This window comes from Candidatus Igneacidithiobacillus taiwanensis (genome assembly GCF_031962545.1).
Lineage (GTDB): Bacteria > Pseudomonadota > Gammaproteobacteria > Acidithiobacillales > Acidithiobacillaceae > Igneacidithiobacillus > Igneacidithiobacillus taiwanensis.
This window is the reverse complement of the sequence record NZ_JAVRKK010000004.1, coordinates 41,486-55,163: the sequence shown is the minus strand read 5'-3', so window position 1 is coordinate 55,163 and position 13,678 is coordinate 41,486. Positions and strand designations below refer to the sequence as shown.

Annotated in this window: 16 protein-coding genes and 2 tRNA genes; 12 read left to right on the top strand and 6 right to left on the bottom strand. The window is 60.3% G+C overall.

Translation table 11 applies throughout. The annotated features are described in order from the left end of the window. Positions 1-143 precede the first annotated feature (143 nt). Positions 144-217: transfer RNA gene (locus tag RTI30_RS01470), tRNA-Gly, on the top strand. Between the two features lie 14 nt (positions 218-231). On the opposite strand, the gene ubiD is transcribed toward RTI30_RS01470, so the two are convergent. Genes ubiD through RTI30_RS01455 form a run of 3 tightly spaced genes read right to left on the bottom strand, consistent with a single transcriptional unit; the run spans position 232 to position 3,235 of the window. Further along, positions 232-1,704, bottom strand: coding sequence for a 4-hydroxy-3-polyprenylbenzoate decarboxylase (gene ubiD, locus RTI30_RS01465; protein ID WP_312261514.1), 1,473 nt, complete (start codon positions 1,702-1,704; stop codon positions 232-234). Continuing rightward, positions 1,701-2,471, bottom strand: coding sequence for a tRNA threonylcarbamoyladenosine dehydratase (locus tag RTI30_RS01460; RefSeq protein WP_312261513.1), 771 nt, complete (start codon positions 2,469-2,471; stop codon positions 1,701-1,703). The genes ubiD and RTI30_RS01460 overlap by 4 nt, the downstream gene beginning before the upstream one ends. Next, positions 2,453-3,235, bottom strand: coding sequence for a TatD family hydrolase (locus RTI30_RS01455; RefSeq protein ID WP_312261512.1), 783 nt, complete (start codon positions 3,233-3,235; stop codon positions 2,453-2,455). Before RTI30_RS01455 ends, RTI30_RS01460 begins: the two co-directional genes overlap by 19 nt. Before the next feature lie 53 nt (positions 3,236-3,288). On the opposite strand from RTI30_RS01455, the gene RTI30_RS01450 reads away from it, so the two are divergent. From RTI30_RS01450 to RTI30_RS01435, 4 genes are all read left to right on the top strand, one after another. Next, positions 3,289-3,915, top strand: coding sequence for a TetR/AcrR family transcriptional regulator (locus tag RTI30_RS01450; protein ID WP_312261510.1), 627 nt, complete (start codon positions 3,289-3,291; stop codon positions 3,913-3,915). A gap of 72 nt (positions 3,916-3,987) precedes the next feature. Next, on the top strand, positions 3,988-4,716 hold the full coding sequence (locus RTI30_RS01445; protein ID WP_312261509.1) for a dienelactone hydrolase family protein: 729 nt from the start codon (positions 3,988-3,990) through the stop codon (positions 4,714-4,716). Further along, positions 4,713-5,783 (top strand): NADH:flavin oxidoreductase/NADH oxidase, encoded by a 1,071-nt coding sequence (locus RTI30_RS01440; RefSeq protein WP_312261508.1) that lies wholly within the window; start codon positions 4,713-4,715, stop codon positions 5,781-5,783. Before RTI30_RS01445 ends, RTI30_RS01440 begins: the two co-directional genes overlap by 4 nt. 67 nt (positions 5,784-5,850) lie before the next feature. Next, positions 5,851-6,759: a DMT family transporter gene (locus tag RTI30_RS01435; RefSeq protein WP_312261506.1), complete on the top strand. Its 909-nt coding sequence runs from the start codon at positions 5,851-5,853 to the stop codon at positions 6,757-6,759. On the opposite strand, the gene RTI30_RS01430 is transcribed toward RTI30_RS01435, so the two are convergent. Continuing rightward, entirely contained in the window at positions 6,680-7,354 is a 675-nt protein-coding gene (locus RTI30_RS01430) for a nucleotidyltransferase (RefSeq protein WP_312261504.1), read from the bottom strand. The two genes, RTI30_RS01435 and RTI30_RS01430, sit on opposite strands and share 80 nt — an antisense overlap. Positions 7,355-7,406: 52 nt before the next feature. On the opposite strand from RTI30_RS01430, the gene RTI30_RS01425 reads away from it, so the two are divergent. The 3 genes from RTI30_RS01425 (at position 7,407) to RTI30_RS01415 (ending at position 8,997) form a co-directional block, all read left to right on the top strand. After that, a tRNA-Leu gene (locus RTI30_RS01425) sits at positions 7,407-7,491 on the top strand. 118 nt (positions 7,492-7,609) lie between these two features. Continuing rightward, entirely contained in the window at positions 7,610-7,756 is a 147-nt protein-coding gene (locus tag RTI30_RS01420) for a hypothetical protein (RefSeq protein WP_312283315.1), read from the top strand. Between the two features lie 797 nt (positions 7,757-8,553). Further along, entirely contained in the window at positions 8,554-8,997 is a 444-nt protein-coding gene (locus tag RTI30_RS01415; RefSeq protein WP_312261503.1) for a YaiI/YqxD family protein, read from the top strand. A gap of 69 nt (positions 8,998-9,066) precedes the next feature. On the opposite strand, the gene RTI30_RS01410 is transcribed toward RTI30_RS01415, so the two are convergent. After that, a complete protein-coding gene (locus tag RTI30_RS01410; RefSeq protein WP_312261501.1) occupies positions 9,067-9,942 on the bottom strand; it encodes a restriction endonuclease in 876 nt (291 codons plus the stop codon). 199 nt (positions 9,943-10,141) lie between these two features. Here RTI30_RS01410 and RTI30_RS01405 point away from each other — a divergent pair, with 199 nt between their 5' ends. The 4 genes from RTI30_RS01405 to ilvA are packed head-to-tail and all read left to right on the top strand — an operon-like array spanning position 10,142 to position 13,242. Continuing rightward, positions 10,142-10,351, top strand: coding sequence for a (2Fe-2S)-binding protein (locus RTI30_RS01405; RefSeq protein ID WP_312261499.1), 210 nt, complete (start codon positions 10,142-10,144; stop codon positions 10,349-10,351). Beyond that, positions 10,348-11,304 (top strand): alpha/beta fold hydrolase, encoded by a 957-nt coding sequence (locus RTI30_RS01400; RefSeq protein WP_312261498.1) that lies wholly within the window; start codon positions 10,348-10,350, stop codon positions 11,302-11,304. Before RTI30_RS01405 ends, RTI30_RS01400 begins: the two co-directional genes overlap by 4 nt. Then, positions 11,291-11,677 carry a winged helix-turn-helix domain-containing protein gene (locus tag RTI30_RS01395; protein ID WP_312261496.1) on the top strand — a complete coding sequence of 129 codons (387 nt, stop codon included), beginning with the start codon at positions 11,291-11,293 and terminating at the stop codon, positions 11,675-11,677. Before RTI30_RS01400 ends, RTI30_RS01395 begins: the two co-directional genes overlap by 14 nt. Continuing rightward, positions 11,674-13,242, top strand: a complete 1,569-nt coding sequence (gene ilvA, locus RTI30_RS01390; protein WP_312261516.1) for a threonine ammonia-lyase, biosynthetic — start codon at positions 11,674-11,676, stop codon at positions 13,240-13,242. Before RTI30_RS01395 ends, ilvA begins: the two co-directional genes overlap by 4 nt. On the opposite strand, the gene RTI30_RS01385 is transcribed toward ilvA, so the two are convergent. Continuing rightward, positions 13,213-13,623, bottom strand: a complete 411-nt coding sequence (locus RTI30_RS01385) for a group III truncated hemoglobin (RefSeq protein ID WP_312261495.1) — start codon at positions 13,621-13,623, stop codon at positions 13,213-13,215. The genes ilvA and RTI30_RS01385 overlap by 30 nt on opposite strands. Positions 13,624-13,678: the final 55 nt, after the last annotated feature.

The following is a 13,678-nucleotide window of genomic DNA, read 5'->3' as shown; positions in this document are numbered from 1 at the left end:
TACAACGCCGAACGGCCACACCATCGACTCGGACAGAAACCACCGCTATCCTTCCTCCTCCAACATCTACCACAGTGCCAAAGGTGGTGGACGCATACACAATGTTGCCTTTTCTCCAGTTCTTTCTATAGAATGGAGCATTCGCGGGTGTAGTTCAATGGTAGAACCTGAGCTTCCCAAGCTCATGACGTGGGTTCGATTCCCATCACCCGCTCCAATTTTTGCCGCCTATCAAAACAGCGGCTTCTCCAAACGGCCCAAAATCTCATCTACCCGGCGCTTCACCTCGGCATCCATACGGATGGGCGTGCCCCATTCCCGCTGCGTTTCGCCCGGCAGTTTGTTGGTGGCATCGAAGCCGATCTTGCCCCCGAGCCCCGCTACCGGCGAGGCAAAATCGAGGTAATCGATAGGGGTGTTCTCTACCAGTAGCGTGTCGCGCACCGGATCCATCCGTGTCGTCATCGCCCAGATGACGTCTGCCCAACTGCGGGCATCGATGTCTTCGTCTACGACGATGATGAATTTGGTGTACATGAATTGGCGCAAAAAGCCCCAAACCCCAAACATGACCCGCTTGGCGTGGCCGGGATATCCCTTGCGGATGCGTACCACCGCCAAACGGTAGGAGCAGCCCTCCGGCGGCAGATAAAAATCGAGAATTTCTGGGTACTGCTTCTGCAACAGGGGCACAAATACTTCGTTGAGCGCCACCCCAAGAATGGCTGGCTCATCCGGGGGGCGGCCGGTAAAGGTGCTGTGGTAGATGGGATGCTGGCGATGGGTGAGGCGCTCGATGGTGAGCACCGGAAAACGCTCGGTCTCGTTGTAGTAGCCGGTGTGGTCGCCAAAAGGCCCCTCTACGGCAAAATCATCGGGGTAGATGTGCCCCTCGAGGACCAACTCCGCGCGTGCCGGGACCTGCAAGGGCACGGATACGGCAGACGCCAATTCCGTGCGGCTGCCGCGCAGGAGCCCGGCAAACTGATGCTCCGAGATGGTGTCGGGAATCGGAATGACGGCGGCGAGGATAGTAGCGGGGTCGGCACCAAAGGCCACTGCCACCGGAAAGGGCTCGCCAGGATGCTGCCGCTGGAACTCCCGCAGGTCCTGCGCCCCACCCCGATGCGCCAGCCAGCGCATGATGATGCGATTGGGGCCGATCAACTGCTGCCGATAGATACCCATGTTCGCGCGCTTTTTGAGCGGCCCCTTGGTGATGGTCAGCCCCCAGGTGAGCAGTGGTCCTACGTCCCCTGGCCAGCAAGTCTGGATCGGCCAGCGTTCGAGATCGATTTCCTTGCCCTGCAAAACTACCTCTTGGCAAGGAGGACGCGACAGGGTGGTCGGTGCCATGTGCAACACCTTGCGCAAGGTCGGCAGTTTGGCCCAAAGATCGCGCAGCCCCTTGGGCGGGTCGGGCTCCTTGAGGTAGGCGAGCAAGCGACCGATATTGCGCAAATCTTCCAATGACTCGCCGCCCATGCCGCGCGCCACCCGCGCCGTGGTCCCAAAGAGATTGCCAAGCACCGGAATTTCGTAGCCCTGGGGATTTTCAAAGAGGATGGCGGGGCCCCCGGCGCGCAAGCTACGGTCGCAGATTTCCGTCATTTCGAGGCGCGGCGAGATGGGTTCGCGCAGGCGCCGGAGTTCGCCGCGAGACTCCAGGTCGGCCAAGAAGGCGCGTAGATCGATATAGCTCATGGCTCGATAGTAGCGGAACTGGGCGGCTCTTGTCGCTCCTCGGCGAGGAGATGCTGCACGATGGCGCCGGCGAGGTGGATACCGAAGAGCGCAGGCATGTAGGAAATGGTGCCGTTGACCGTTTTTGGTCGACCGCCGGGGCCTTGATCCGGCGCCTCTCGGGGTGCTGGTGGCCGCGGACGCTCGCGGGAATACACCGCCCAAAGATCGAGGCTGGCACCGGCATGGCGCAGCAGGCCGCGTAACTCCCGCGCCAAGGGGCAACCCTCGGTTTGGTTGAGGCGGGCCACGCGCACCTGACTCGGGTCGAGGCGATTGCCGGCGCCCATGCTCGAAAAAATGCGCATTCCCAGCGTTTGTGCGGCGCGGATCAGGGCGGCCTTGCAGGCAATGGCGTCGATGCAATCCGCCAACACCGTCGCGCCGCTGGCGGCCAATAGGGCATGCACATTGTCGGCCTGCAGAAAGACTTGCTGGGCATCGATCTGGCAGTTGGGGGCAATATCCGCTATCCGCTCGGCCATGACTTCGACTTTTGGCCGCCCCAAGGTGCTATGCAGTGCGACCAGTTGACGATTGAGATTACTCATCCCAACGCAATCGTGGTCCACCAAGGTCAGGCGCCCAACACCAGCGCGGGCGAGGTTTTCCGCCACGTAGGCACCAACGCCACCGAGCCCGGCCAGGAACACATGGCTCGCGGCCAAGCGGGAAATTCCCGCATCACCCAGCAAAATTTGGGTACGAATCAGGGCTTCGTCCAGCACAGCTCTCGCTCCAAACGGGGAAAGGCGATCAGGGTATTCTTTACCGTAATTTCTGCAAGTTTCTCCGGGGCAATGGCGAGCAACTCGGCCACTGCGGCGAGAATTTCGCGGAGATAGGCGGGCTCATTGCGCTGCTGCGGGTGGGCCGCGGGAGGCTGAAAGGGGGCGTCGGTCTCGAGCACCAGGGCCTCGAGGGGCAAGGCTTGGAGTACCCGTCGCAAGCGGGCCGCCCGCGGGTGCGTGACGGTACCGCCAACCCCCAAATGCAGTCCTAGGTCGAGGGCTTTTCGCGCCTGCTCCCAACTACCGGAAAAGCTGTGCCAGACCCCGCGCAGCGGCGCCCAAGCGCGCAGGGCCTGCAGGAGATCTTCGCTTGCCCGTCGGGCATGCAGAATTACTGGTAATTCAAGCTCCTGCGCTAGGTCGAGCTGGCGCCCGAGGACCGTGAGTTGGAGCTCCAGGGGCGGCGCGTCCTCGCCGCGGTCGAGGCCAATCTCGCCCAGAGCAACGGCCTTGGCGAGGAGAGTTGGCAATCGGCCCCAGTCCTGTTCCGAAAGCTCTCCCAAGTACAGGGGATGCACGCCGTAGGCGGCAGCAACACCCGCCGCCGACTCTGCCAAGTCTTGCAACCGGCTCCAGTTGCGAGGGCTGTAGGCGGGGACCACCCAGGCGTCGACACCGGCAGTACGTGACCGCTCCAAAACCGCGGCACGATCGCTGGCAAATGCTTCATGATCGAGATGGCAGTGGCTATCTATAAGCAAATTCTACGCCCATCCATTTGACAAGATACCGATTGGTTGGTAATACATGCGCCATGAACGCTGTACAACCTATCGCCACTCGAAAGACCCGAAATCCGGAGCAGACCCGTACCGATCTGCTCGCGGCGGCCTACAACGAAATTTTGGAAAGCGGTTTCCAAGCAGCGAGTTTGGATCGCATTCTCGCCAAAACTTCGGTCAGTAAAGGCGCACTTTACCATCATTTTGGCACCAAGCAGGAACTCGGCTTGGCGGTGGTGGAAGACGTGATCGCGCCGCAGCTCAGTGAGCGCTGGTTCACGCCGCTACAGCAGAGCAGCGATCCCATCGCCTGCCTACAGCAACTGTTGGCGGAAAAGATTGCCGCCGCCGACGAGCGCATTCTGCGCTATGGTTGCCCCCTCAATAATCTCATCCAAGAAATGAGCCCCCTGGACGAGAACTTCCGCCAGAGCTTGCAACGCATTCTCGATCAGTGGGTACAGGTCATTGCTGCCGCCCTGCGTCGTGGCCAGGCACAGCAAAACGTGCGTAGCGATGTCGACCCGGCAGAGGCGGCCCTCTTCGTGGTTGCTGCCATCGAGGGTTGCGTGGGTCTGGGCAAGAACATGCAATCTTTACGCAGCTATCAAACCTGTCTCGGACAACTGCAGCAATTTATCGCTAGCCTTGCCCCCTAAGGGCGGGATTTGCCCAGATACCGATTGGTCGGTATGCTTTCTGCGTCCTTCCCCCAACCGGAGAGCAATGCCATGACCTCAATCCAATCGGAATGGTTGCAAGTTCGTCCCGATCTTCGTGCCTACTATTCTCGCCCTACCGGCAACGGTCCCTTCCCCTTGGTTTTGGTATTCATCGAAGCCTTTGGCATCAATGAGCATTTCAAGGACGTCGCCCAGCGCCTGGCGGCGGAAGGGTACGCCGCCATCATCCCCGACATTTACCACGGCAAGGTCTACGCCTACAGCGACTTCGAGAACGCCATCGCGCATCTTCGCACCCTGCAAGATACCGTGGTAATGGACGAGGCGCGGGAGACCATTGCGGCCGTGCGCAATCGCCCAGAAGTGGTAAAGGGAAAGTTCGGTGTGGTCGGCTTCTGCATGGGCGGACGCTACACCTTTTTGGCCAATGCGGCGTTGGCTGCGGATGTCGCCTGTGCCGTTGCCTTTTATGGTGGGGGGATTGCACCGGAATCCGACCCCGCCGGTCGTCCACCGCTGCTCGATCACGTGCCGGCCATGCAGGCGCCCCTAACCCTTTTCTACGGCAGCGAAGACAACTCCATCACGCCAGCGGAGCACGCTCGCATCGTTACTGCCCTGAGTACGGCGGGCAAGCGCTATACCCTGAGCGTCTTCCCCGGAGCGCCCCATGGCTTTTTCAGCGATCGTCGCGACAGCTATCGCCCCGAGGCGGCAGCCGAGGCTTGGCAAATGACCTTGCGCGAATTCGCCCAGCACCTGCGGTCTGAGCAATGAGCAAGCTCCTCTTCAGCCCGTGGCAACTGCGCAGCGTTACCCTGCGCAATCGCATCGTCATGGCCCCGATGTGCCAGTACTCCACCCCCGACGGCGTAGCCAGCGACTGGCACCTGGTGCACCTGGGCAGCCGCGCCGTGGGTGGCGCCGGCCTAGTCATGGTCGAGGCGGCGGCAGTAAGCCCCGAGGGAAGAATTTCTCCCGACGATCTCGGCATCTGGACCGACGCCCAGGCCGAAGCCCTACGCCCCATTGTCGATTTCGTGCATCAGCAGGGGGCAGTGGCTGCCATCCAGATTGCCCATGCCGGACGCAAGGCGTCGACGGCCGCACCCTTTCATGGGGGAACGCCGCTACCGCCGGGCTCGGATCGCGGCTGGCAGCCCATCGGTGCCAGCCCCCTCCCCTTCAGCCCGCAACATACGGTTCCGCTGGAGATGTCGGAGGCAGAACTGGATCGGGTGCGCGCTGACTTCGTTGCGGCTGCCCAGCGCGCCCGGCGTGCCGGTTTTCGTATCCTCGAACTGCACATGGCCCACGGCTATCTGCTGCATAGTTTTCTCTCGCCCCTGAGCAATCAGCGGCAAGACGGCTATGGTGGCAGCCTGGAAAAGCGCATGCGCTTTCCCCTCGAAGTGGCGCGGGCGCTGCGTGCATGCTGGCCGGAAGAACTGCCCTTATGGGTACGCATCTCGGCAACGGATTGGGTGGACGGCGGCTGGGACATCGAGCAGTCGGTGGTTCTCGCGCAGGCCTTGCGGGAGATTGGCGTAGACGTGATCGACTGCAGTAGCGGCGGCATGACTCCCGACGCACGAATTCCTGCCGGCCCAGGCTTTCAGGTGCCCTTTGCCGAGCGTATTCGACGGGAAGTCGGACTGCCCACGGTTGCCGTCGGGCTCATTACCGAACCGATGCAAGCGGAGCAGATCCTGGTTACCGGCCAGGCCGATGCCGTGGCCCTGGCGCGCGAGCTCTTGCGCAATCCGTACTGGCCGCTGCAGGCGGCGCAGGCTCTGGGGGTAGACTGGGCTTGGCCCGCCCAGTACGATCGCGCCAAGCGCTAACGTCGCTGCACTCTGTACCGGGGGGCCAGCCCCCGGCTTTTTTTAGGCAACACAAGGATTTTTACCAATGCAGTCGCGCGAAACCGCTTGGGCCTTTGCCTCGGTTCTGCTCCTCGGTGTAATTTGGGGGTACAACTGGGTGCTGATGAAAATGGCGGTGGCGGACTGTGCGCCCCTCCTCTTCGCCGCCCTGCGCGTCAGCCTCAGCGCCCCCATCCTGCTGCTGACCCTGCTTTTGCTCAAGCGCAGTCTGCGTCTGCCGCCCTTGGTCTACATCGTGCCCTACGGCCTGCTGCAGAGCACGGGCTTCATTGGTGGCAGCCTCCTGGCGCTGCACTACGCCGGGGCGGGAAAGACCGCCATCCTCGTCTACATGATGCCCATCTGGCTCATGCTCTTGGCTTGGCCGGTGCTTGGCGAGCGTTTACACGGGCTACAAAAGCCGGCAGTGCTCCTGGCATTTTTGGGGCTCGTGATCGTACTCGAGCCGTGGAAAGCCAGCGGGGGCTCGTGGTTGGGCCCCTTCTTTGCCATCATCTCGGGTTTTTCCTGGGCGGCATCGGCAATATGGCACAAACGCTTTGCGCCGCCTGGCCAGGATCTCATCAATGCCACCTTCTGGCAGGCCTCGATTGGCGGCTTGGTGCTGCTTGCTCTGGCTCTGGGTCTCGAGGGCTGGCAGGTGCACTGGACCCCGGTCTTTATTACCGCCCTCAGTTACAATGTGATTTTGGGTACCGCTCTGGCCTATCTATTGTGGCTCTTTGCCCTGCGTGTTCTTCCCTCTGGGGTGGCGGGCATCGCTACCCTCATCGCCCCCATCATTGGCGTCTTGGCCGCCTGGTGGCAGCTACAGGAGCGCCCCGACCATTGGGAATTCCTCGGCATGCTGGGCATCATCTCGGCATTGATCCTGGTGAGTTGGCAACATCTTCGTCCCAAGGATGCGAGCTTGCCGTTTCCGGCGCAGGAGTAGCCTCCGCCAACAAACGGCGCAGTTGGCCAACGCCCGCCCGCCGCAACGGCTTGCCATCGCGGGCAGAGGCAGGGCTGCGGCGATCCTCGTCGAGGGAAAACACCACCAAGCGGAGGGGGACGCCCTGGTAGTCGAGGGTAAAAAGGGGATAGTCGCGCATTGGGCCATCACCGAAGTGCAGGCGCTGCCAGCCTTCCTCGTACTCCTGCTGGGCATCGAGGAGAAAAAACATCACCGACTCCGGCGCATCGGCAAAGAGATGTAGGGTGATCTTGCTGTGCTCCGTAGCATCGCCTTCGAGCACCGAACCCACTAGGCGCGGTTGGAAGGCCTGCAACCACTCCATGGCTTGCAGGGAAATTTCGCGTAGATGTCGCAAGGCGAGGGGCTGGGTGTCGGCATGGAAGAGTTGCAATCGGGCCTGCAGCTCGGAATGGATCTCGGTATTGCTGGGCCAGTGCTGTTGCGCATCCACCCCTAGGCGACGCGCTGCCTTTTCCTTGGCACTGCGAAAATCCCCCACGGCTTCCTCGACCATGATGCGGGCGGCTTCTACCGCCAAGAGGCGGCGTACTCGTTGTGGAGACTTGGCCATCTGTGACTCCGTCGTTGTCCAGGAAGTCCCGAGAGGATAAGATAGCGCAGTCGCGAGGATGGCGGAATTGGTAGACGCACTGGATTTAGGTTCCAGCGGTTTCGACCGTGGGAGTTCGAGTCTCCCTCTTCGCACCAATAGAGAAATGCTGCACCTTCGGTTGATTTTTTGGGACACTGGCGGGACATTGAAGCCAGAAATCGACGGAAGCTTTTCGAGGATACCTTCCCGATGGCGACCATCCCCTCTGGAGGGATGAGCAGGGCAACCGGATCGGCTCGCAAGCCTTTGCTGGCGTTGCGCGGGGAGCACATCAACCTGCAGAAGCGCACTACCCTGGTCATCGATCCGAAGAACGGAGAGGATCGCATGGTTCCCCCGTCCAGCCGCGTCATATACTGAGAAGGCTCTCCCGGAGTTTGAACGGCAAGCTTTTTCAGGGGCGTTGGTGTCTCGCGCTCCTTTTGCCGAAGAGCAAGGCTCTTGCCCACGCAACAGAGCGGACTAAAAAAGATCCTCGGCAGTAGCATTTGCTTGTGGTTGGCAGGACCTATCGCCCCGCCTTGAATTCAATAGGTTCAGAAGGGGAAAGCGTCCCCAGTTATGCGCTGTCTGAATGATTTCGTGGTGATGTGTTAGGCGATCAAGCTATAGCGTTGATGTTCTTAGCGTTGCGGAAGGCTCGGGTCCATTGCTCGAAAGGGGTGGTCATGATGGCGATCAGGTTGGCGTGAGGGTAGGTACGCAGCAGAGGCAGCTGTTCTGCGGCAGAGCATACAACGCCACTTATTGGACGTTAATGACTGTACGAGTTCGTGGACACCGTAAGCCTCCTTTCGAGGCTCGTCGGTGTCCAGAAAGCTGGAGTTAAGGAAAGGTTGGTTTTCTACCGGCTAAAACTAACTCCAACATTGACTTCGGTGTTTTTCCCTCCTCCGTTTGATGATAGGGCCAATGTGGCCGCCCAATTTTTAGAAAGCTCCCTCTGATAAGCGACTCCAAACGCAGGTTGCCCGTTCTATTCACCAACATCCAAAGTACTTTTCTCTCCTATCTCCTTGGCAGGTGGTCGAATTTGACAACGCCCAAATCCGTACCGGGCTAGGTGCGCCAAATGACGAGTCATCAGGAACAGCCATTGTTACGGTGACCCATCTGTGACAAGGTGTTTCTACCTAGGAAAATTCGACGAGAATGCAATGCATATTTGGGTTGATGCCGACGCGTGCCCCAAGGTCATCAAAGAGATTCTCTACCGCGCCAGCGAACGTCGGCAAGTGCCGCTGACCCTGGTTGCCAATCAGGCGCTGAGCGTACCCCGCTCGGCATACATCCGCACGGTAGTCGTAGCGAAGGGCTTCGATGTGGCAGACGCGGAAATCCTTAGGCAAATTATGGCAGGAGACTTGGTAATCACCGGCGATATCCCGCTCGCCGCCGCCGTGTTGGACAAAAATGCCCATGCGCTCAGCCCGCGTGGAGAACGCTATTCTCCCGACACCATCCGCGAGCGCCTGCGGGTTCGTGACCTTGTGGAGCAACTGCGGGACTCCGGCGTGCATACCGGCGGGCCTGCCACCCTGAGCCAAGCCGATCGCCAAGCATTTGCCAATGCGCTCGACCGGCTACTAGCCCATGCCTGATTTTTTGGAGCGCGGGATGACAATATATACCCTGTTTGACGCACTTCTTTACGCCCAGAGATCGCATATTCATCCCCACTCCTTACCAACTTGCAACGTCATTTTACATTTCGGAAAGTTGCGACATCCCCAAAACTTGCTGTACTTCTTTCGGAGAATCATTTTAACCCCGCAATGGGGGCAAGTGGGGGTAGAATAATCCCCAGCTGTGGCGAATTGTAATAATTTTTCTTGTTCATTTGGTGGCAGTTTTTTGATTGCCGAAATAAACCCTGGGCCATCCAAAAGAATGATTCCATTTTTCTCTGCGAAAGTAACCGCTTCTTTTGTAAAAGCGCTGGTGGTTATGAAGACTCCGTGCGGTACTTTTTCGCTTGCCATTACCCCCGCGAGCTCACGAATCAGCCGCACGCCAACCTCTTTCGTTCGCCACGCCTTGCATTGCACGATGCCCATGAGAACGCCATCCTCGCGATAGATGCGGATATCTACGCCACCGTCGGCGCCAAGGCAGGTAGTCTCGGTGCGCATTCCTTTCTGTCGGGAATACTCGTTACACAAATCCTCGAAGCGCTTCCACTCCAGAGACTTCAGTAGGTCGAGGGACCAGCCATCGGATGGAGTGGAAGGGGGCTCGTACTGGGCGGCCGGCGTACTTTGCTTTTTGGTTGCAACTGCCCGCTGTGCCTCGCTTGGGGTGGGATCGAATTTCAACGGCGCATCCGCTTGTATTGGCCTCTCCAAGTATGATTTTAGCGCCCCGATGACTGCCATCGCAGCGATGAGGCTTCCTGCCATTTCGAATGGTTTTTGCAAAGCATCTGCAAGTGGGCTGCCGGTAAGGACCGCGGGTACCACAATCCATGCAAATAGCAATGCAACTGCAGCAACGGCAAGCGCGAGCAGCCAAGCATGGGCGCCACCGGTTCTTTGCACTCTGTTCATCCGCCGCCTCAATCCCTCGGGGTTATATACCGGTAGATAGTGGAAATACCTGTGCCGTCAAGTACCGCGTGCCGGATCTAGCCCTAGATACGAGGTAAGAAAAACCGCGCACGCGAGCCGGTTTTCCTTGCTGCCGCCTGCTGGGGTCGGTAATATCGTCGACCAAGTTTTCCTCTTGATCATGAGGTATGCAGCACGAATGTCAGCCGAAGCTCAGGAAGTCGACGACAGCCCCTATTGTTGTTGCTCGGCGGCCACATTCCAGGAAATTCTCGCGCGACAGCGGGCGCAGCCCTTGCCGTTTATGGAGTTGCTGATGGTGCATGCCGGTTGCGGCAGCGGCTGCGGTAGCTGTATCGAGGAATTGGAACAGTATCTGCGGGCGCACGACGCCTACATTGAAGATTGACCCTGTCCTGCGACTTCCGACCGCCTTTCTGGCTGCCCAATGGCGACGCCGAAACCCTCTGGGCTCCCTTTTTCTCGCGCTCCGAGCGGGTGCCCCTGCGGCGAGAACTCTGGACAACCCCCGATGACGACCAAATAGCCGTCGATTGGGTGGACGGTGATCCCCAGGCTCCCGCAGTGGTGCTTTTTCACGGACTGGGCAGCAGTAGCCGTGGGCATTATTCCCTGGCCTTGGCTGCTGCCTTGCAGGCACGCCGCTGGACGGGATGTTTGGTCAATTTTCGCGGTTGCGGTGGTCTCGACAATCGCAAGCCGCGCGCCTACCACGCTGGCGACAGTGACGAGATCGCCTGGATTGTCGAGCGCTTACAGCGCAGCTTCTCCACCCTCTACGCGGTGGGGGTATCCCTTGGCGGCAATGCCTTGCTCAAATATCTGGGCGAGGAGCGGGGAGATCATCTGACTGCGGCAGTAGCCGTTTGCGCCCCCGTAGACCTGGTCGCTACCGCCGCCCATATCGCCCAACGCCCTCTCTACGAGCGCTATTTTGTGCGCACCTTGCAGCGTCAAATGGGTCACTATGCCAGCCGGTATCCAGACTTGGTCGATTGGCAGGCAGTGCATTCCGCCCGTACCCTGCGCGCCTTTGATGACGCCTTCACCGCGCCGGTCCACGGCTTTCGCGATGCCCTGTCATACTGGCAACAGGGCTCTTCCGGCCCGGGGCTCGCGCGGGTGCGGGTGCCCACCCTGTTGATCAATAGTCGCAATGATCCTATCGTACCCTTGGCGGATGTCGCCAAATGGCAGCGCAGCGCGGCGGTGCAGACGTGTTTTACGGATCGGGGAGGCCACGTGGCCTACGTGCAGGGATCTTTTCCTGGCCATACCCGCTATTTGCCGCAGCAAATTCTGCGCTTTTTTGATGGGGATACTCCAGATGCAAAAGCATAGTCATGTCGTTGCGCCGCGGCTGCGCATTCTCTTGGCCGAGGCGATCGCCATGGGACCGGGTAAAGCAGAGCTGCTGCAACGCATTGCCGAAACGGGCTCTATTTCCGCCGCGGCGCGGGCTATGCAGATGAGTTATCGCCGCGCCTGGCTTCTTGTCGACACCATGAACCGTTCCTTTACCTCGCCGCTGGTGGGGACGGCCACTGGCGGCTCGCGCGGCGGTGGTGCCTTTCTCACCCCCCTCGGCAAGGAAGTGCTCGCCCACTACGAGCAAATGGAGGCCAAGGCGAGCGCCCTCTTGGAGCCCGACATCCAACGATTCCGGCAATGGCTGCGCCCCGATGGCCCCTTGCCCGCCAGCCACAGCCAATGAAGGACTTACTGCGCGAAATCCTCTGCAGTCGCGTCTATGACGTCGCCCGCGAAACCCCCCTCGAGGCTGCTCCCAAACTGAGCGCTCGTCTGGGCCGCGAGGTGCTTTTTAAACGCGAAGACTTGCAGCAGGTGTTCAGCTTTAAACTACGCGGGGCCTACAATCGCATCGCGCAACTTAGCAGCGAGGAGCGCCAGCGCGGCGTCATCGCCGCCAGCGCCGGTAATCACGCCCAGGGAGTGGCGCGCAGCGCCCAGTTTCTCGGTATTCGCGCGCGCATCGTCATGCCCCGCACCACCCCGGAAATCAAGGTGCAGGCGGTACGTGCCCTGGGTGCCGAGGTCGTCCTCTTTGGCGACAGCTATTCCGATGCCCAGGCGCATTGCCAGCAACTCATTGCCGAAACCGGCATGGTCTTCATCCACCCCTTCGACGACCCCCTGGTGATTGCCGGGCAAGGCACCGTTGGCGCCGAGATACTACGCCAGCGTGGCACCGGGCTGGATGCGGTCTTTGTGCCCGTGGGGGGCGGTGGCCTCATCTCCGGCGTGGCCGCCTACTTGAAGAGCATCGTGCCCGAAATTCGCATCATTGGCGTCGAGCCCTTCGAGGCTGATGCCATGTATCAGTCCCTTGCTGCGGGGGAGCGTATTGAGCTGGAGCAAGTGGGTATTTTTGCCGATGGTGTGGCGGTGCGCCGGGTGGGCGAGCATACCTTTGCCCTTTGCCAGCAATATGTCGATCGGATTGTGCGGGTAAGCAACGACGAAATCTGCGCCGCCATCAAGGATGTCTTTGACGAAACGCGCACGGTGATGGAGCCCGCTGGTGCCCTCGCGGTTGCGGGACTGAAGCGAATGGCTTTGGAAGACGGCGAGGCGACGCGGCACGGTGCCTGGGCGGCGATCCTTTCGGGTGCCAACATGAATTTTGATCGTCTGCGTTTCATTGCCGAGCGCGCCGAGATCGGCGAGGCTCGCGAAGCCCTCTTTGCCGTCACCATTCCCGAGCGGCCCGGGGCCTTTCGCTCTTTTTGCGCAGCCATTGGCGGGCAACGGACCATTACCGAGTTCAACTATCGCCTGCACCGCCGCGATGAGGCGCACATTTTTGTTGGCGTTGCCGTGCAAAACCGCGAAGATGCCCAACAGCTGCTGGCGGGACTACGTGCAGCCGGGCACCGCGCCATGGATTTGAGCGACGACGAAATGGCCAAGCTGCATATTCGCCACATGGTCGGTGGCCATGCGCAGCAAGCCCGCCACGAGCGCATCTTCCGCTTTGAGTTTCCGGAGCGTCCGGGAGCGCTGATGGAGTTTCTCGATAAGGTAGGCGGGCGCTGGAACATCAGCCTCTTTCATTACCGCAACAATGGCGTCGACTTTGACCGTGTCTTGGCGGGATTTGAGGTGCCAGACGAGGACGATGCAGAGTTTCGCGCCATGCTCGACCGCATCGCCCTGCCCTACGCCGAAGAGACGGCCAGCCCCGCCTATCGCTTCTTTCTCGGCCCCGGAGAGGAGCAGCCGGCGCGCCTACGCGTCGCGGGCGAACATCAAGCGTAGAGATTCGCCAATGCCCCGAGCCAAGCCTAGCCAGCGCTGGGCGAGCTCGGGGGAGAGATGGTCGAGCATGGTCTCGTGGAAGAGCTGCAACCAATCGTCGACAAGGGCATTGGTAATGCCGACGGGAGCATGGCGATCCCCAAGGGCATAGCGAAAATCCTGATAGGGCAGCCCGCCCATCACCGTCCACCAATAGTGGGTAAGACGTTCTTTGTGCAGGTCCCAGTCGCCCACAATACCGAAGGGGCCAGACAGGGTCGGGTGCTGCTGGATGCGGTTATAGAAGTCGTCCACCACCGCGCGTATGGTGGGCAGGCCGATTTTCTGGCACAAGGGTTCGAGCCGGCGCTTGGCCGGTAGTACGGGCAATTCCTCAGCCATACGATGTTACCTCGTGATGAGTGCGTCAGGGCCTAGGATACGCCCCTCGCTCGTC

What these genes read in the sequence shown, in the direction of transcription:
- ubiD (WP_312261514.1), bottom strand. Translation starts at nt 1,704, where the DNA reads ATGAGCTATATCGATCTACGCGCCTTCTTGGCCGACCTGGAGTCTCGC.
- RTI30_RS01450 (WP_312261510.1), top strand. Translation starts at nt 3,289, where the DNA reads ATGAACGCTGTACAACCTATCGCCACTCGAAAGACCCGAAATCCGGAG.
- RTI30_RS01445 (WP_312261509.1), top strand. Translation starts at nt 3,988, where the DNA reads ATGACCTCAATCCAATCGGAATGGTTGCAAGTTCGTCCCGATCTTCGT.
- RTI30_RS01440 (WP_312261508.1), top strand. Translation starts at nt 4,713, where the DNA reads ATGAGCAAGCTCCTCTTCAGCCCGTGGCAACTGCGCAGCGTTACCCTG.
- RTI30_RS01435 (WP_312261506.1), top strand. Translation starts at nt 5,851, where the DNA reads ATGCAGTCGCGCGAAACCGCTTGGGCCTTTGCCTCGGTTCTGCTCCTC.
- RTI30_RS01430 (WP_312261504.1), bottom strand. Translation starts at nt 7,354, where the DNA reads ATGGCCAAGTCTCCACAACGAGTACGCCGCCTCTTGGCGGTAGAAGCC.
- RTI30_RS01420 (WP_312283315.1), top strand. Translation starts at nt 7,610, where the DNA reads ATGAGCAGGGCAACCGGATCGGCTCGCAAGCCTTTGCTGGCGTTGCGC.
- RTI30_RS01415 (WP_312261503.1), top strand. Translation starts at nt 8,554, where the DNA reads ATGCATATTTGGGTTGATGCCGACGCGTGCCCCAAGGTCATCAAAGAG.
- RTI30_RS01410 (WP_312261501.1), bottom strand. Translation starts at nt 9,942, where the DNA reads ATGAACAGAGTGCAAAGAACCGGTGGCGCCCATGCTTGGCTGCTCGCG.
- RTI30_RS01405 (WP_312261499.1), top strand. Translation starts at nt 10,142, where the DNA reads ATGTCAGCCGAAGCTCAGGAAGTCGACGACAGCCCCTATTGTTGTTGC.
- RTI30_RS01395 (WP_312261496.1), top strand. Translation starts at nt 11,291, where the DNA reads ATGCAAAAGCATAGTCATGTCGTTGCGCCGCGGCTGCGCATTCTCTTG.
- ilvA (WP_312261516.1), top strand. Translation starts at nt 11,674, where the DNA reads ATGAAGGACTTACTGCGCGAAATCCTCTGCAGTCGCGTCTATGACGTC.
- RTI30_RS01385 (WP_312261495.1), bottom strand. Translation starts at nt 13,623, where the DNA reads ATGGCTGAGGAATTGCCCGTACTACCGGCCAAGCGCCGGCTCGAACCC.